At 57.8% G+C, this 17,988-nt stretch carries 15 protein-coding genes and 2 pseudogenes; 5 read left to right on the top strand and 12 right to left on the bottom strand.

The genetic code is table 11. From position 1 onward, the window contains the following. From ASE71_RS25220 to ASE71_RS25180, 8 genes and pseudogenes are all read right to left on the bottom strand, one after another. Positions 1-275, bottom strand: a pseudogene (locus ASE71_RS25220) (glucose-6-phosphate isomerase); the annotation flags it as partial. A 44-nt stretch (positions 276-319) separates the two neighbouring features. Then, complete coding sequence (gene oiaX / locus ASE71_RS25215; RefSeq protein WP_060520462.1) at positions 320-1,582, bottom strand: 3-oxo-isoapionate-4-phosphate decarboxylase OiaX; 1,263 nt, start codon at positions 1,580-1,582, stop codon at positions 320-322. Positions 1,583-1,612: 30 nt separating this feature from the next. Further along, complete coding sequence (locus ASE71_RS25210) at positions 1,613-2,476, bottom strand: N-acyl homoserine lactonase family protein (RefSeq protein ID WP_060520461.1); 864 nt, start codon at positions 2,474-2,476, stop codon at positions 1,613-1,615. 471 nt (positions 2,477-2,947) lie between these two features. Next, entirely contained in the window at positions 2,948-3,988 is a 1,041-nt protein-coding gene (locus ASE71_RS25200; protein ID WP_060520459.1) for an aldo/keto reductase, read from the bottom strand. Positions 3,989-4,018: 30 nt separating this feature from the next. Beyond that, on the bottom strand, positions 4,019-5,068 hold the full coding sequence (locus tag ASE71_RS25195; RefSeq protein WP_060520458.1) for an aldo/keto reductase: 1,050 nt from the start codon (positions 5,066-5,068) through the stop codon (positions 4,019-4,021). Between the two features lie 55 nt (positions 5,069-5,123). Further along, positions 5,124-6,104, bottom strand: coding sequence for a substrate-binding domain-containing protein (locus ASE71_RS25190; RefSeq protein WP_060520457.1), 981 nt, complete (start codon positions 6,102-6,104; stop codon positions 5,124-5,126). Between the two features lie 38 nt (positions 6,105-6,142). Continuing rightward, positions 6,143-7,129: an ABC transporter permease gene (locus ASE71_RS25185; protein WP_060520456.1), complete on the bottom strand. Its 987-nt coding sequence runs from the start codon at positions 7,127-7,129 to the stop codon at positions 6,143-6,145. An 82-nt stretch (positions 7,130-7,211) separates the two neighbouring features. Continuing rightward, on the bottom strand, positions 7,212-8,726 hold the full coding sequence (locus ASE71_RS25180) for a sugar ABC transporter ATP-binding protein (RefSeq protein ID WP_164475058.1): 1,515 nt from the start codon (positions 8,724-8,726) through the stop codon (positions 7,212-7,214). 118 nt (positions 8,727-8,844) lie between these two features. Between ASE71_RS25180 and ASE71_RS25175 the strand changes: the two genes are divergently transcribed. Further along, on the top strand, positions 8,845-9,852 hold the full coding sequence (locus ASE71_RS25175) for an L-threonylcarbamoyladenylate synthase (protein WP_060520454.1): 1,008 nt from the start codon (positions 8,845-8,847) through the stop codon (positions 9,850-9,852). Positions 9,853-9,928: 76 nt separating this feature from the next. Here ASE71_RS25175 and ASE71_RS37125 read toward each other — a convergent pair. The 3 genes and pseudogenes from ASE71_RS37125 to ASE71_RS25160 form a co-directional block, all read right to left on the bottom strand. Beyond that, positions 9,929-10,428: pseudogene (locus ASE71_RS37125) on the bottom strand (thermonuclease family protein). Positions 10,429-10,472: 44 nt separating this feature from the next. Continuing rightward, positions 10,473-10,700: a hypothetical protein gene (locus tag ASE71_RS25165; protein ID WP_060520453.1), complete on the bottom strand. Its 228-nt coding sequence runs from the start codon at positions 10,698-10,700 to the stop codon at positions 10,473-10,475. 435 nt (positions 10,701-11,135) lie between these two features. Next, positions 11,136-12,116: an aldo/keto reductase gene (locus tag ASE71_RS25160; RefSeq protein ID WP_060520452.1), complete on the bottom strand. Its 981-nt coding sequence runs from the start codon at positions 12,114-12,116 to the stop codon at positions 11,136-11,138. Between the two features lie 184 nt (positions 12,117-12,300). Between ASE71_RS25160 and tkt the strand changes: the two genes are divergently transcribed. From tkt to ASE71_RS25140, 4 genes are read left to right on the top strand one after another with little or no spacing between them, the layout of a single operon-like run. Continuing rightward, positions 12,301-14,292: a transketolase gene (gene tkt, locus ASE71_RS25155; RefSeq protein WP_060520451.1), complete on the top strand. Its 1,992-nt coding sequence runs from the start codon at positions 12,301-12,303 to the stop codon at positions 14,290-14,292. Then, complete coding sequence (locus ASE71_RS25150; protein WP_060520450.1) at positions 14,289-15,308, top strand: class 1 fructose-bisphosphatase; 1,020 nt, start codon at positions 14,289-14,291, stop codon at positions 15,306-15,308. Before tkt ends, ASE71_RS25150 begins: the two co-directional genes overlap by 4 nt. Positions 15,309-15,318: 10 nt before the next feature. Continuing rightward, positions 15,319-16,368, top strand: coding sequence for a class II fructose-bisphosphate aldolase (gene fba / locus ASE71_RS25145; RefSeq protein ID WP_060520449.1), 1,050 nt, complete (start codon positions 15,319-15,321; stop codon positions 16,366-16,368). Positions 16,369-16,399: 31 nt separating this feature from the next. Continuing rightward, a complete protein-coding gene (locus tag ASE71_RS25140; RefSeq protein WP_060520448.1) occupies positions 16,400-17,176 on the top strand; it encodes a DeoR/GlpR family DNA-binding transcription regulator in 777 nt (258 codons plus the stop codon). A gap of 31 nt (positions 17,177-17,207) precedes the next feature. Here ASE71_RS25140 and ASE71_RS25135 read toward each other — a convergent pair whose 3' ends face one another. Then, positions 17,208-17,945 (bottom strand): transcriptional regulator NanR, encoded by a 738-nt coding sequence (locus tag ASE71_RS25135; RefSeq protein ID WP_060520447.1) that lies wholly within the window; start codon positions 17,943-17,945, stop codon positions 17,208-17,210. Positions 17,946-17,988: the final 43 nt, after the last annotated feature.

Below are 17,988 nucleotides of genomic sequence, written 5' to 3'. Positions count from 1 at the left end.
GCCGTGTGCAGCACGGCGCGCTCCTCGGTGATGTTGATGATGTCGCCGCGGAACATCGCCTCCCGCTTTTCCTCGACCTTGGCGGCCTTGGCGAGCGCCTCCAGTCCGTCCAGCACCCTGTCGTTGACGGCGCATTTCGAATAGTCGAACAGCAGATCGCCAAAGCGGACGCTGTACTTCGAGAAACGGTCGGGGTCAGCGGAGAAGGCGGCCTTTATGTCCGCCGCCTGGGTTACGGTTGCAACCGAAACAAGGCGCATTACTTCTTTTTTCATTCACGTATCCTGCAATGCTCGCGCCTGCCGCATTTGGCGGGTGCCTACGATGGGCGGCCGAACTTCTCCAGCGCCTGCTTCAATTCCGGATGGCTTCGCGCATAGACATCGAGCTCAATGCCCTCTTGCGCTGCCTCCCAGGCTTGCCTGACCGCCTTGACGCCAGCGCCAGGGCCTCCGGGGTGACTGACTACGCCGCCGCCGCAGAGGTATAGGAGATCGAGTGTCCGCCCCGTACGCCGATATGTTTCCGGTGCCTGCCCGCCCCACTGACCGGAGCAGACCACCGGCATCGGACTTTGCCTTTCCGCCTGAAAAGGGACAGCGAGATCGTGGAAAGATTGGATGAAGGAGTCGTCGGGTTCCCAGTACTTCGACCCAATACCGTTGATCTGAAACTGGTCGACCCCGAGTAATCGCCAGTACTGTTGGTAGACCGAGAAGTTCATGCCGAGCCCCGGGTGACGGGTGAGAATATCCCATCCATTCCGATGCGCGTGCAGGGCCAACCGAGAACGTTTTCTCAGGAATAGGAAGGAGCCCTGGCCGATCGAATTGATGTTGATTACCGCTGCGTTTCCGCCTGCGGCGGCCACCATGTCATGGTTCCGCATCATAACGTCCGGATCGACGTGTGAGATGTTGAAGGCATACATCACCTTCTTGCCGGTCCGCTGCTCATGGTCCTTGATTAAGGGCATGATCGCAGCCACCCGGTCTTCTAGCGAAGAATAGGGCGGACCGCACAGTTTTTCGTCGTCCTTGATGAAGTCCACCCCGGAGGCGATGAGTTCCTTCACCATTTCGGCCGTCTCGTGCGGGCGTAGGCCAAGCGCGGGCTTGATTATTGTTCCGATTATGGGACGGTTCTCGACCCCCGTAAGTTGGCGCGTTCCGTTTATGCCGAATTGGGGACCTGGGTAGGTTGCCCCAAATCCATCAGGCAACTGCATGCGCAGGACCCGAATTCCGGTGAATCCGCGGATCGAAAAGACTCCGCCCACGGTTATGGTCATCAAGGCGGCCAGGTCGTCGCCGATCGCTTCCATCGGAAACGCTATGTCTGCCTCCACTCTGCGATACGGTCCGCTACCGGCCGTCTGCGGGATCGAGGCGCGCGCGTTTGGCGGAATTTCGCGTACTTCCAGCACGCGAGCCGCGACCCGGGCCTTCAGTTCCGGTGTTTCGCCCGGAAGATCCACAAAGGTACCGGTTGATTGGTCGCTGGCGATCTTGGAGGCAAAGGCAAGTGGATCGCCTTCGCATTCGATCAGATACGTCATGATGACGTGGTCTTGTGCATTCATCTCAGAAACACCGCTTACGTAAGATCAACATCACACTCTGGAAACTTCGTTTTCGGCGAGACACACTTCGATAATCTGCAGGCCACGATCGGACACGCGTGACGGATATAGCTGGGCCAGCTTTTCTTCGTGGACGGGAATAATCCGTCGCTCGTCATGCCCCACGATGGCCAGCATTTCTTCTGCTGCCTCAATCAGTTTCGTCTGGCTGCCATTGGCGAGACCCGGTGGAACAAAGCATGGATTCGACGGGTCCTCACCCGTCACATTTTGGTAGGTATAGATCACGTCCCCTGACAGGACCAAATTATCAGCGCCGCCTCGATCAATGACCACATACTGCGATCCCGCCGTGTGCGTATCGTGCGCAGGATACAGGTGAATGCCGGGAAGAGCGTTTTCCCGATCGCCATCCACGAGTTCGAGACGACCTTCGATGTTCGCCTGGGCGAGGTACAGGATGTCCGCGGGGTTTAGACCTGCTTGCAGCGATCGGAACCGAGGACCCTTTGCGAGAATCCACATCCAGGACTCCAACTCCTTCTTTTGAAGATAGATCTTCGCGTTAGGAAAGAATTTGAGGCCTCCGATGTGATCGAAGTGCGCATGCGTGAGGAAAATTTGGGTGACATCCTCAGGGCGAACACCGCACTCCGACAGCACCACCTCTGGCGGCGTCCAACCGGTCACACCGATTGAATTGGCAATTTTTCCTCCGAAATCGTTTGCATCATGGCCTACGTCCACCAGTGCGACCGCGCCGGCCGTCTTAATCAAGATATACGCGAACGGAAGGTTCATTGTGCCTTTATTGTGCGCCCCATACAGGACGCCACTGACCGGATGGACCGGGCTACGCGCGTACTCAAGTACCCAAACGGAATGTGTTCCCATCCCACTTCTCCATGTTGGCAAAAGCTCCTCCAGCGCAGCAGCCAGTTGTGTCGAACGTTGTGGTGCCCAACACGGCTGAAGCGGCTCTCAATTCCGTCAAGGCTTCGGATAGTACGTGCATCGCTTGCCCATGAACTACATCACAAACTCCCGCGAGCTTGAACCGCTCAAGTCTTGTGCGGACCCGTCTTAAATGTCGCCGGGTGTGTTCGGTTGCCATCAGTGGCTTCAAAGCAGCTTCCCTTTCCCGCGCGGTGACCAGAAGCTGTGTCGCGCGCTCGTCGAGTAAAGCGGAGTGCACCTCGAGGCCCCGCGCGGTGGCGCCAAGATGGACGAACGACAACAACGCTATGATCTCGCCATAGACGCGAACCAATGACGAAAGGTCGTCCCGCTGCTCCTGACGCTCGATCGCACTCGGTTCCTCGCGGCAAGCGAATGGCAATAGATTTTGGACCGCTCCGCCGTGCATCAGGCGGCTGCCGGAAGCGGTGCGGTGGCAGGCAGGAGACCGGCAGACGTCAGTGCACTCCAGAATGCGGCCGGGATCGCTTCGTTCATCGACGCAACATTCTGCATGACTTCCTTGTTGCCCTTCGCCCCCATGACAAGTGTGGCCACTGCCGGGTGAGCGTAAACGAACTGCATCGCTGCGGCAGGAAGACTGACTTTGAATTCTCTGCAAACGCCCTCGATTTCCCTGACGCGATCGAGGACGGCGCTTGGGACCTTGCCGTAGTCGTAGGTCGCGGTGGAACCGCCAGTTCCAGCAGCCAGGATTCCCGAGTTGAAAATCCCGCCGGCGACAATCGATACATTGCGCGCCAGCAGTTCGTCGAAGGCTGAGTTCAGGGGCTCGTGATTGAGTAGCGTGTAACGTCCTGCAACTAATGCGCAGTCAATTGAAAACTCTCTCGAGACGCCGATCACCGACTCTGTCTCGTTGACCCCGAGACCGATAGCCGAAACACACTTGTTTGCACGCAATTCGTCGAGCGCCCTATATCCAGAGGCTCGCAGCTGGTTCCAATAGAATTCGCTTTGATCGCCGTGCCACGCCCGACCTACGTCGTGAACAAGCAGGACGTCTATATAGTCGAGACCGAGACGATGCTGACTATCCTCAAAGGATCTCATGATCCCGTCGTAGGTGTAGTCGTAGGTGTCCAGGAAGGGTAGGGGATCTATCCATTCGATCCCGTAGACGGTCTCAAGCTTTGCAGTGCGGCTTGCGGGCTTCAGGACGCGGCCGACTTTCGTGCTGACGACGACGTCTTTTCGCAGGTCATTCACTCGGAGTGCGTGCCCGAGAAAGTGCTCGGACTTCCCAAAGCCATACATTGGGGCGCAATCAAAATAACGTATCCCGGACTCGTACCCCGCCAGGATCGTAGCCTCGAATTCGGCGTACGAGACGGCGGCGTTGAAACCGGACAGCGGTACCGTTCCTAGTCCCAGCGACGTCACCTGCACGTTGGACCTGCCAAGCGGACGAATTTCAAGCTCCGGCATTTCTTACTCCCCTAACAATTGGCGTTACAATCAAGCGGCTAGATCGATGATCGGCGCAGCGTCCGGTATGAGGCCTCTCGCCTTTAGTTCGGACCAGAATTCAGGGGGAACCTTCGCAGAGATTGCGGCGACGTTTGCCTCCACATGGCGAGTGCTGAGCGCACCCTGAACAACAGCCGTTACAGCCGGATGCGAGTACACAAATTGCGTAGCGGCGGTGGCGAGCGAAATGTTGAACTCGGCGCAGACGGCCTCAAGCGCCTCTACTCGCCTCAAGATTTCGGGGCTCGCCGATTGATAGTCATAGGTTCTCACCGCCGCTGCCCCTTTGCTCCCCTCCGCAAGGACGCCTGAGTTGTAGACGCCGCCTGCAATGATCGCGATCCCGCGACGCTGGGCTTCGGGGAAGAAGTCCTCAAGCGGCTGATGGTTGAGCAGCGTATAGCGGCCAGCTACCAGAGAGCAGTCCAGGTTGAATTCCGCCGCGACCTGAAGGACGGACGCAGTTTCGTTGACTCCGAGACCGATCGCCTTGACTGCGCCACTGCTTCGCAGTTCGTCGCACGCACGATAACCGCTGTCGCGAAGTTGCGAGAGGTAGAGATCATAGCTGTCGCGGTGCCAGACGCCGCTGACATCATGAAGGTAGAGGATATCAAGGCCGTCTACGCCCATGCGCTGCTGGCTATCCTCGAAGGACCGCATAATGCCATCGTATGAGTAGTCGTATTCGTCGACATACGGCAGTGGATCGATCCAGTCGATGCCATAAAGGCTTTCTGCCCGCTTGGAGCGGCTTGCGGGCTTGAGGATGCGGCCAGCTTTGCTGCTGATCACAACGTCTTTGAGAAGCCCGTTTACGCGAAGGACGTGGCCAAGGCTGTGCTCCGACTTTCCCAGCCCATAGAGCGGCGCAGTGTCGAAGTACCGAACGCCAAGATCATAGGCTTTGAGGATTACAGCTTCGAAATCGGCAAACGGGACGCTCACCCCGCACCCACCCAATGGTGACGTCCCGAGGCCCAGTGAAGTCAGCTCGACACCGGTATTTCCGATTTTTCTCTTCTCTAGCACAGTCATTTGTCACCTTGATCCAATAGTGGCGAGCCCGGAAATTCGGGCTCGCCGATAATAATCACTTGTATGTTTTCACGTTGTCCTTATCCAAGACGAGCCACGGAACCGTGTAGTCTTTTTGAGTGCCGTCCTTCCACTCCATGAGTTCCATCCAGACGTCCGACTGTGGCTTGTATTCTGGTCCGATTACTTGGCGTAACGCCAAATCTACTGCGCCTTGGCCTTCCGCCCGTGCATATTTGTAAAGCGTGACTGCCATCTCGCCGCTCTCCACGGCGCGCATCGCGTCCGGGATACCGTCGATAGCGATGACCGGCACCTTGCCGAGGTCCACGTTGGCAGCCTTCATCGCCTCGATCGCGCCCAGCGCCATCTCGTCATTCTCGGCAAGAATGCCGTTGATCTGGTTCGGATAGGCGGAAAGCCAGTTTTCCATGAGAGCCTGGCCTTCGGCGCGGCTCCAGTTGCCACTCTTGTCGACCAGCAGTTTAAGGTTCGAATGCGCTGCGAGTCCGGCGTCGACGCCGGCGCGGCGTTCGATCTGAGCCGACTGGCCGATCGGACCTTCCATGAGCACCAGGTTTCCGCCGTTCGGCAGACGCTTGGCCATCTCTTCGGCGATGATCTTGCCGCCTTCGCGGTCGTCGACGATGATCGAAGCGGTGTAGTTCTCAGATGCGGTCTTCAGCGCCGAAACAATCACCGGAATCTTTGCTTCAACCGCCTTGTCGATTGCGGGCGCGGACGCTTCAAGATCGAACGGCGCCATGATGATGGCATTGAACTGCTGGGTCACTGCGGTATCGATCTGGTTGGATTGCACCAAGGGATCGTATTTGCCATCGAAAACGGTGATCTCGACCTTTCCCTCTTTGACGGCCGGGTGGTTTTGGATCTCAGTCGACCAAGCCTTCATGTATTCGCCGGATTCACCGAACGAAAGTGCTGCGATACGGATTTTCTCTTGGGCGGCTGCCAGACTTGCGCTGAGCAAGAATGTAGAAGCTGCGATCGCCGCAATAAACGTACGTCTTTTCATTGTATTCTCCTCCACTTTGGTATCGATGTTCGCTTCTGTTATTTTCTGATTTGGTCAGCAATCACGGCTAATACGATGATGGCTCCTTTCAATAGCTGCTGGTAGTAGGAAGAGACGCCCATCAAATCCATGCCGTTATTGATGGTGCCGATAATCAGGGCGCCGAAAAGCGTCCCTACAAGGGAGCCGCGCCCCCCGGACAAGCTTGTTCCGCCAATAACGACCGCCGCGATGGCGTCGAGTTCGTAGCCGATACCGGCTTGAGGCAATGCAGCAGTTGTGCGAGCCGTGAGGACTAGGCCTCCGAGACCGGCAAGCAGGCCGGAGATCACGTAGGTGGCTGCAATGACCGTGCGTGTCGAAATACCGCTGGTACGGGCAGCTTTCTCGTTGCCGCCGACGGCATAGATGTAGCGCCCGAAAGTCGTGCGGGAGAGGGTGATCCACCCGATGATGAAGACGGCGAAGAACACTAGGACGGGGACAGGAAGCCCAAGCACGTTTCCGCTGCCAATCCAGCGCAACGAAGCAGAAAGGTTGGCGATCGGGCGTCCATCCGAATAAATGAGCGTCAGGCCGCGCGCCATGCTCAGCATCCCGAGGGTCGCCACGAACGGTGGGACGTTGATCCGTGCAATGAGGCCGCCGTTGACAAGACCCAGGATCGCGCCCGTTCCAAGCGCCGCAACGATGGCAAAGATCAATGGGTTCTCGTTGCCCGTCGTGACGAGGTTGGCAGCCACCATGCCCGCTAAGGCCATGACGGAACCGACGGAAAGATCGATGCCCTTAGTAAGGATGACGAATGTGACGCCGATCGCGAGAATGCCGTTGATGCTCGACTGGCGAAGAAGGTTAAGCCAGTTGTTCCATGTCAGGAAGTATTGGTTCAGTGATGTGAAGAGCACGCAGATCGCGAGAAACACCAGGATGATGCTGAACGACTTTATGAAGTCCTTGGTGATCTCGGCCTTCCGCCGTTCCGAAGGCGTGCCGGTGGCGAGCTTGGTGATGTTAGCATTCATTTTAGTTCGTCCTGAATACCCCGGTCGTGAGCCCGGTGACATTGGTGTTTGCGAAACCTGAAGGTCGGGGAGCGCATGCTCCTCAGCTGGCAAGCTCCATGATTGTTTGCTGTGTAGCTCCGTGTCCGTCGATTACGTCCACCAAGGTGCCACCCTTGAAGATTGCGATCCGGTCGCTGACCTGCAGGATTTCCGGAGCTTCGGACGACACGACTAGGACGCCGTGACCCTTCGCGGCGAAGTCACGAAGGAAGGCATAGATTTCCTGCTTCGAACCTTCATCGATGCCGCGGGTCGGTTCGTCGCAGATCAACAGGCGAGGGTTGGTTGTCAGGCATCGGGCGAAGACAACCTTTTGCTGGTTTCCTCCGCTGAGGCTTTCGACCGTCAAGTCCGACGAACTGGCCTTTATCCGTTGGGACCGGATCATCTCATCTACGACTTCGCGCTCTTTCTGCTGCCTGACGAAGCCGCTCACTGCCATGAGTGAAAGTGCGGAAAGTGTGATGTTGTGTGCGATCGAAGACGACAGTACGAGGCCACTGTCTTTCCGATCCTCCGAGACCATTGCCATGCCCATTTTGATAGATTCGCGTGGCTTGCCCTTGGGGACGCGCTTTCCTGCCAAAACCACTTCACCTGAGGTCGGTTCTTCCATCCCGTAAACCGCCTCCAGGAACTCGGTACGGCCAGAGCCGAGCAGGCCGTAGATGCCGAAGACTTCTCCTGCCGCAACGGAAATCGAGATGTCCCTGAATTCGTTCTCGCGAGAGAGGTTCTTGACCTCGAGCAGGATCGGCGAGCCCGCATTCGGGCGCTCTTTTTCAACGACCTTGACCTCGCGTCCCACGATGTGGGTGACCAGTTCCTTTCGCGTGATGTCCGTCATGAGGCCGCTGACGATATAGTTGCCGTCACGGAACACGGTGTATTCGTCTGCGATCTCGAAGATCTCAGATAGCTTGTGGGATACGTATATAATCCCTGACCCTCGGCGCTTCAGTCGCTCTATGGCGCTGAACAAGATGTGAGCTTCGTGCTCGCCGATCGCCGATGTCGGTTCGTCCATGATGACAATGTCGGCGTCGAAGCTCAGCGCCTTTGCAATCTCGACTAGCTGAGTTTCCGCGAGGCTGAGATTGGACATGCGAGCGCCGGCACGGATCGGAAAGCCGATATCGTCCAGCAGTTCTTGGGCCTGAGTTTCCAGTGCCAAAAAGTCGATGAATGCCCCGAAGCGCTTGGGCTCTCGCCCGAGATAGATGTTCTCGGCGACGGTCATCTCAAGAACCGGCGAGAGTTCCTGTGTGATGATTGCGATTCCGTGATCGAGGGCTTCGCTCGCCGAACGAAAGTCGACGACCTCGCCTTTGATCCTAATTGAACCCTCGTCCCTCCGAAGAAGACCCATAACGATGTTCAGGAACGTCGACTTGCCAGCACCGTTGCCACCACACAGAGCGTGGACAGTGCCGGGTCGCAGTTTCAGGTGACCCTGACGTAGCGCGGGCACGCCGTGGAATGCCTTCGCAACCCCGTCCGCCTCGAGCAGCAGTCCGCTGGCAGGCGCGTCAGAAGTGACACTACCGGTTTTCATGAGACCTCCCATCGACCAACTCCTCAATCGATCTTTATCGGAAGGTATAAGGTCATACCTATTTTGACAAGAGGTTTTTTCAGGGGTAATTGATGCCGCGAAAATCGAGGGCCTTTTGATGATTATGGAAGTCGCTACGAACCCGCGCCGAGCGGTATCAGCTGGTGTGGAAGCACTTTGCAAAGGCGAGGTGATCGCGATACCAACGGAAACCGTTTACGGTCTCGCCGCCGACGCCACGAATGAGAGCGCGGTCGCGCGCGTCTTCGAAGTCAAACGGCGTCCGAGCTTTAACCCTTTGATTTGCCATTGTTCCGATATGGAGATGGTATCAATCTACGCAGATCTGGACCCTGTCAGCCTTCGTCTTGCAGAGGCATTCTGGCCAGGCCCGATGACACTTGTCCTTCAGGCAAACCCTTCTTGCGGACTCCCATCCAGGACGACGGCGGGCCTAAGCACCGTTGCCATACGGATCCCGGCTGGATTTAGCCGCGACTTGATCCGGTCTTTTGGAAAACCTCTCGCGGCACCCAGCGCCAATATCTCTGGCAAGGTGAGCGCGACCACTGCGCAGCACGTTCGAGATGACTTCGGTGACGAAGTTCCCCTAATCCTCGACGGTGGCCCGACGAAGATCGGAGTAGAGTCGACAATCCTGGCAGTTGGAAACGGCGGTATCGAACTCCTGCGTCCGGGCGGTCTCCCAGTCGAGCTTATCGAGCGCGTCGCAGGTCTTCCGATCACCTTCCGGGAGGTTCCGGGAAGGGTCGTGGCTCCCGGAATGCTCACTTCTCACTATGCTCCTCGGGCAAGCGTACGACTTGACGCGATGGAGGCGATGAAGGGAGAGGTCTTGCTGAAGGTCGGCGGGGCTTTCGTTCCTGGCGAGGGAGATTGTGCGCGGGTCTTTGACCTAAGCCCAAATGGCAGCCTGGAAGAAGTCGCAGTCAACCTCTACGCGACCCTCAAGGCGGCCGACGAGCTTGGCGTCTCGACGATCGCGGTTGTCCCTATACCCGATTGCGGGCTTGGACTTGCGCTCAACGATCGCTTGCGCAGGGCAGCTGCGCCTCGAAGTCTCACTCCCGAGGAGGCTGCGCTCGGAGGGAGCAAGTCAGCATAGATGCACGGTTGCTAAGCGCTTGGTTTGGAAGCTCCAATCCTAAGATCATGAGGCCAACGAGCCGACCTGCACCAAGTCAGCAGGAGGGTGGTCGCCTCGCGCGTAGCGCGCGCGCTTCACAAGGTTGTTGAAAGTGCCCCTGCCAAAGCCCAAGTGCCCGGGACCGCGCGGCGAGCTGCGCATCAACGTAACGGCCGGTGCTGTATCGTGGCCAATCCACGGGTGACCGTTCTCGACCAGCCACCGATTGACCTCGGAGCCGTCGGCGTGGAAGCAGATTGCAAGTACCCGTTGGTATCGATCTCGCCCGAGATGTTCACAACGAGTGGGTCTGGATTCTCTGAGAAAGCGGTCCAGCGTCCCGGCCGCATTCTGGCCGCATCGATATTCGAGCCCGTCTGCGTCTTCGCATATCTGCCATGATTCGGGAGCGCCGATGCTGTAGAGCCTGATCCGCTCTCCCGAGATTTCGATTGTGTCTCCGTCGATAACAGAAGCACGGCCGATTAGAGCCTCATCAGCGAGGGCCAGTCCAACAGACAAAACCCATGCGACGACTGCTATAATCAACTTTATCGGGTCGCGTGTGCTCGATCGTTGGGGTCGATTTCTGGCGTCACTCATAGCGCCTCCTCGGCTCGGTCCGCGCATGGACGCCACCCACGAGCGAAGCCGACACTCATCGATACTTCGGCAAGAGCCAGTTGCTCGCGCAGGTGCTTGCAGTCGGCGAGAAGCGTTCGGATTGTGGCTTCCCTGTCGCCATTGTGCCATGCGACGGCGGTGGCGAATTCATCGGCCAACTGTTCATTTGCTTCTGTATCCGGCGCTAGCTGAACTGCGGACATGGTTTCTCCTTCTCCAGCTGACGCCGGAACTCATCATCTCAAGTTACAGGTTGGTTGCCTGCTCGCTGCAGTATGTTCTTATTATGTTCTCGATCGATCGCGAGTCAAGCGCGTGCATACGAGCAACGAGCGGTCCGCGTCTGAACAGCGGTATGGGCTGGAGATGGTCGGCAAGGAAACGTGATCGAGCCAATGTTTGTTTTGAGACAGGAGCGCCCTCGCGCTATCAAACTTCGGCGAAATTCGAGAAGAGAAACAGGGCTCGAACCCACGATCTGATCCGTGAGTACAACGGAACGGGGTTCCGCACTAAAGCCCGAATAGCGAGATAATCACGACTACAGTCACTTTGGAGATTTCTAGCCAATCACGCCGCTTGAAACGCCCTGAATAAGGGCGTTTCTCCATTTGAACACGGCCGCAGGCCAGGCGATTTTACATAAGACCCACTACCTCGTGGGGGACGTATGGTCCTTGAAGGCGTTTAACCTCCTCATCCGTAAGCTTGACGTCCAAAGCGCCGATCGCGTCTTCCAGATGACTGGATTTTGTCGCTCCGATGATCGGGCAAGTGACGCCCGGCGTCTGCAGCACCCATGCCAAAGCCACTTGCGCGCGGGGCAGATTGCGCTCCCGTGCGATCTTGGCCACCTCGTCTACGACCGATTGGTCCGCAGTTGCTGCTTTCTCATAGAAACGTCCGGTTACGTTGTCCGTCTCTGCTCGCTTTGATTGGGTGCCACTGTCTTTCGTCAGAATGCCGCGGGCTAGCGGGCTGAAAGTCATGACCCCGATCCCTTCGGCGCGGCAAAGCGGAAGCATCTCGCGTTCTTCCTCGCGGTAAATGAGGTTGAGATGAAGCTGCATTGACGCGAATGCTGCCCAGCTTTTGCGCTTCGAAATCTGGAGGGCGGTTGCGAACTGCCAAGCGTACATATTGCTCGCGCCGACGTAGCGAACTTTCCCCGCGCGCACGACATCGTTGAGCGCCTCAAGCGTTTCCTCGATCGGCGTGTCATTGTCCCAAAAGTGGGTCTGGTAGAGGTCGATGTAGTCTGTACCAAGGCGTCGAAGGCTATTGTCGACTTCGGAGAGGATGGCCTTGCGCGAAAGACCTGTGCCGTTCGGGCTCGCATTCATCCGTCCGAAGACTTTTGTTGCCAGCACAACTTCGTCGCGGCGACCGTGCTCCTTAATGAGCCTCCCGACAATTTCCTCGCTAGTGCCGTCAGAATAGACATTGGCCGTGTCTAAGAAGTTGATCCCCGCGTCCAAGGCTTTCCGGAACAGCGGGCGGGCTTCCGCTTCTCCCAGCGTCCATTGATGATTGCCTCGATCCGGTTCCCCGAAGCTCATGCAACCGAGGGCCAAGCGTGAGACTTTCAGTCCGGTCGCTCCCAAACGCACATATTCCATTCGTTCTCTCCCGAGGTATGAGGTATGATCTTAATAGCAGATCGCATTGCCTCTCGTCACGCGAAATTTATGCAAGATGTGATTTTGTATCACAAAATCACACATAGAATGTTAGTTTGTGATGAACTATTGTGATTTTCGACGTGTTAAGCCATATTCGTGCCCGCTCATGAAGGAGGGCCATATGACAGAAGTTTTCGATCGCGACCTCGCGAACGCCATTCGAGTTCTATCTATCGACGCGGTCGAAGCGGCCAATTCAGGCCACCCCGGCATGCCTATGGGCATGGCAGACGCGGCAGCCGTTCTGTTCTCGAAGCATCTGAAGTTCGACGCCAGCAAGCCGTCATGGCCTGACCGCGACCGCTTCGTTCTGTCGAACGGCCACGGCTCCATGCTCCTCTACAGTCTCCTCTACCTCACAGGTTACGAGGGCATGCCGATGGAAGAGATCCGCAACTTCCGTCAGTGGGGTTCAAAGACGCCCGGGCACCCGGAATATGGGCATACAGCGGGCGTCGAGACCACGACCGGGCCGCTCGGGCAGGGTATCGCATCGGCCGTCGGAATGGCGATCGCGGAACGCCGTCTCGCCGAAGAGTTCGGTTCGGAACTCGTCGACCACCATACGTATGTGTTCTGCGGCGACGGGTGCCTGATGGAGGGGGTTGGTCAGGAAGCCGCTTCCCTAGCCGGCCATCTTCAACTGGGCAAACTGGTAGTCCTCTACGACGACAACGCCATCACGATCGATGGTTCCACGGACATCTCCTTCTCAGAAGACGTGCTCGCGCGCTTCCAGGCTTATGGGTGGCACACCCAGCGTGTCGACGGCCATTCGGCTGAAGCGGTCGACCATGCGATATCGGAGGCAAAGGCTGAGACAACCCGGCCGTCGCTGGTCGCCTTAAAGACGGTTATCGGCTATGGTTCACCCTCCAAGGCTGGCAAAAGTTCCGCACATGGCGCGCCACTCGGGGTCGACGAGGCGGCCGCAACGAAGGCCGCATATGGCTGGGCGTCGTCACCGTTTGAAATCCCGGAGGCGATCCTCAGGCGCTGGCGTGAAATCGGGGCCAGGGGAGCTGGCGCGCGCGAAGAGTGGCAAGGGCGTCTGCGTGCCACCTCAATCGACAAAAGATCCGAATTCGAACGACGTGTAACGGGCGTCCTGCCTGCCGAGTATTCGCAGGCGCTACTGGACGCGAAAGAACGGCTGTTGGTTGAGCCCCAGGCGGTGGCAACCCGCAAGGCGAGCCAAATTGCGCTGGAGACGCTGACCGCGCTACTCCCCGAGATGATCGGCGGCTCTGCTGATCTAACCCACTCCAATCTTACGCGCGTGTCCGCGGTCGACAGCGACTTCACTCCGACGAAGAGCGGTCGCTACGTGAGCTACGGCGTGCGCGAGTTCGCTATGGCCGCCGCGATGAACGGTATTGCTGTGCACGGTGGGCTCATTCCTTATGGCGGCACGTTCCTCGTCTTCTCCGACTACTGCAGAAATGCAATCCGCGTGGCAGCTCTCATGGGAATCCGTTCGATTTTCGTACTGACGCACGATTCCATAGGCCTTGGCGAAGACGGGCCGACGCATCAGCCCGTCGAGCATGTTGCGAGCCTCCGTGCCATGCCAAATCTTCACGTCTTCCGGCCGGCGGATACGATCGAAACGCTGGAGTGCTGGGACCTGGCGCTTCGCAGCGAGAAAACGCCCTCCGTCTTGGCTTTGTCCCGTCAGAATGTGCCGCAGCTTCGTACCGAACGGGACGGAACAAATCTTAGTGCCAAGGGAGCCTATGTGCTTAGGGAGGCCACCGGCGAGCGCGCGGTTACTTTGATAGCGACCGGGACCGAGGTCTCTCTCGCAATCAAGGCGGCTGAGGCCCTTGAGGCGCGGAACCTCCCCACAGCCGTCGTATCGATGCCAAGCTGGGACCTGTTCGATCAGCAACCGAAAACATATCGAGACGCGGTACTCGGCAGCGCGCCGCGCATCGCAGTAGAGGCGCTTTCGAAGTTCGGATGGACGAAGTTCGTCGACAGCGAAGACGACGTCATCGGCATGTCTGGTTTCGGTGCTTCCGCGCCAGCCGAAACTTTATACGAGAAGTTCGGCATTACCCAGGACGCCATCGTCGCCCGCGCGATCGCCAGGGTTGGAGGCGAGGCATGAGCTCGTCGACGTCCACCGCAAACGATGATGCCGCGCGCCGGCCGCTCACCGTGGATCAGTACCTCGCAGACTGGGCCAACGGTATCGCTTCACGGGAGGCGGTCACGTCGCTCATCCATGGGATTCTCGACGCAGCGTGTGTTCTCGCGGGACGTATCGCTTGTGGCTCTCTCGAGGGCGACCCGGCTCAGCTGGTGGGAGCGAATACTGACGGCGACGCCCAGAAAGCGATCGACGTGGCTTCGCATTCCCTATTCGCGGAGTTGTTGGAGCGAGCCGGTGCCGCGCGGGTTCTCTCGGAGGAAGCCGAAGATCCCATCTTATTCAGGAATTCGGGGCTGGCCGTGGCTATCGACCCGATCGACGGTTCGGGAAACGTCGGATTTGGTACGCCCGTCGGCACTATCTTCTCGATCATTCCGTTCGATGAGAACCAAGATCCCTTCCTGATGTCGGGTAGAAGACAGGTTGCGGCAGGGTACGTGTCGTTCGGGAACACAGTCGATCTCGGCCTCACCGTGGGGGACGGTGTTCTTCTCGCCACGATGCACCCTCAGACCGGAGAATTCGTCGTTGTGCGGCCTGATGTACGGGTTCCGCACGAAACTTCCGAACTGGCGTTCAACGCTTCGCTACAGCGCCATCTTCAGCCCGGAATGGGCCGATATGTTGCGGACTGCCTTGCCGGCAAGGAAGGGCCACGGGGTCGTGACTTCAACATGCGCTGGCTCGGCTCAGCAGTGGGCGACGTACACCGCATCCTGCTGAAGGGCGGGGTGTTTTTCTACGCAGCCGACAAGCGGCCCGGTTATCAAAACGGAAGGCTTCGTCTGCTGTACGAGGCCAATCCCATCGCGTTCCTCATGGAGCAGGCCGGAGGACAAGCAACGGACGGCATCGTTCCTATCCTCGACCAGATCCCGACTGCCAACCATTGCCGTACGCCGCTCGTCTTCGGCTCGGCGAGGGAAGTCGAGACAATAGCAAACTACCTCAATTCCAACGAAAATCCCTGAGCGAGGTTTCATGGCCAAGATCACCCTTCGCCAGCTGCTGGATGATGCAGCGGAATACGGATATGGCGTTCCGGCGTTCAACATCAACAATATGGAGCAGGCTCTAGCGATTATGGAGGCGGCCGACGCAGCGGACTCGCCGGTTATCCTGCAGGCGAGCCGCGGAGCGCGCGCCTATGTCAACGACATCATGCTCAGGCACATGATGGACGCGGTGACAGAGATGTATCCCAACATCCCGGTTTGCGTTCACCTGGATCACGGAAACGAGCCAAGCACTTGTGCTACGGCGATTCAGCATGGATTCACCTCAGTCATGATGGATGGCTCAATCCTGGCGGACGGCAAAACACCGGCGGACTGGGACTACAATGTCGGTGTTACCAGGATTGTCAGCGACATTGCCCATTGGGCCGGCGTCTCAGTAGAAGGGGAGCTTGGGGTCCTCGGTTCGCTTGAGACCGGTATGGGCGAGGCAGAGGACGGACATGGGGCAGAAGGCAAGCTGGAACTTCACCAGCTTCTGACAGACCCTGATGAAGCTGCAAAGTTCGTCAGGGAAACAAAAGTCGACGCCCTTGCCGTTGCGATGGGGACAAGCCACGGTGCGTACAAATTCTCCCGTCGGCCAGACGGAGAAGTCCTCGCCATGGATGTCATCGAGGCGATCCACCAGAAGCTGCCCAACACACACCTCGTCATGCACGGATCGTCGAGCGTTCCCGAAGATTTGCAGGAGATCATCAACCGTTACGGGGGGCAGATGAAGCCCACGTGGGGTGTACCGCTTGAGGAAATACAGCGCGGTATCCGTCATGGCGTACGAAAGATTAACATCGACACCGATTGTCGCATGGCAATGACCGCGCAGGTGCGTAGGGTCCTTATGGAAGATCCGGCCGAGTTCGACCCCCGGAAATATTTGAAACCAGCAATGGTGGCGCTAACCAAGCTATGTCTTGAGCGGTTCGAGGCATTCGGTTCAGCCGGACGTGCTTGCAAGATCACCGAAATTCCCCTTGCGGAAATGGCAAAACGTTATAGGGCAGGTTCCCTCTAGGTTCGTAAATGCGGTTTGAAGAGGGAAGAAATTGAAGCGAGACGAGCGAAGGCAGCAGATCGTCGACATGCTGGTCGAAAACAAAACGGTCGACCTCGACAATCTTGCCAGTCACTTCGCAGTCTCGAAGATGACAATCCATCGCGATTTGGATGACTTGGAACAGGCGGGCGTTCTGCGCAAAGTCCGCGGCGGCGCTACGATCGATGCCGGAACGCAGTTCGAAAGCGATTTTCGGATTCGCGAACGGCAGGGCGGCGACGCCAAACTTGCGATGGCGCACACTGCACTGCAGCTCGTCGAGCCGGGTATGACCGTGATGGTCAATGACGGCTCGATGGCCGCAGTGCTTGGCGAGATGTTGCTCGAGAAACGACCGCTAACAGTCATTACCAACAATGCCGCTGTCATGGAGCGACTGAAGGGAGAGAGCGGTATTACGCTTATTGCGCTTGGTGGCACCTATTCGGCCAAGTTCAACGCATATCTAGGCATGGTCACAGAGGAGTCGTTATCGCGCCTGACTGCCGACATCGCCTTCATATCGACACCTGCCGTGAGCGGAACGTTAGCATACCACATGGATGACAGCGTCGTGCGTGCCAAGCGGGCGATGATGTCCGCGTCCGTTTCGAAATATCTCTTGGTCAATCATCAGCGCATCGGTCATCGTGCACTGCACGTGTTGGCGGGCCTCGCGGGCTTCGACGCCGTAATTACCGATAGTGCTCCCGAAGCCGATGTGGTGAGGGAGCTTGACCAAGCGGGCGTCAAACTAACCGTTGCGTCCGTTCAGGACGCGAAGTGACGGACCATTCGTCATGGCAGCCCTCATGAACTCATGAGGTCTTCGTGACATAGAGATCGCGCGAACGCTCAAGATGGCGCACGAGCGCGTCTTCGGCGAGATCAGCATTCCTTGACCGTATCGCTTCGAGGATATCCTCGTGCTCGGAGAGGGTGATGTCTTCCTTGCCCGATCGGCGCAACAGTTCGATGTGAAACGCCTGTAACCAGCTGAGCATAGCCTCGCTTACGGCGCTGAAGATCGAATTGCGGGTGATTTTGGCAATCTGGGTGTGAAATGCCATGTCCGCGGCGATGAATGCGTCCGGCTGCCCCAACGCCTCTCTCTGCGACCGAAGTGCGGCTTCGAGGAGTTCTATGTCGGTCGAGGTCGCCTTGTGTGCCGCCTCCCGCACCACCCCGCGCTCGAAGAACAGGCGCGCGGCTTTAAGGTCCTCCAGATTGCTCGGCGAGCCCGCCAAGAGCATCTTGGCGGCGATATCTACCTGCTTTATCAAGGACTTTGCGGTCAAGGGAACGACCCTGGACCGCTCGCCGTGCGAGATCTCGATCAGCCCGTGTGACGCGAGGGCTTGCATCGCTTCCCGGACTGCGGGACGGCCGACCTGAAGTGACTCCATTAGCATCCGCTCCGATGGCACTTCGTCTCCGGGTTTGAGCTCTCCGATCTCGATGAGGTGCTTGAGTTTGTCAAATACCGCATCGGACAGCTTTCTCCGGGTGATGGGAGCAAGCCCCTCGATTGGCTTTTCTGTATGCCGGATGACCATATGTCGGACCCTGTACTTTTCCGCTTAGTGCACAAGTCCCCAT

The organism is Ensifer sp. Root954 (genome assembly GCF_001429005.1).
Lineage (GTDB): Bacteria > Pseudomonadota > Alphaproteobacteria > Rhizobiales > Rhizobiaceae > Ensifer > Ensifer adhaerens.
Note: the sequence above shows the minus strand (reverse complement) of the source record. Positions and strands in the feature narration are given on the sequence as shown.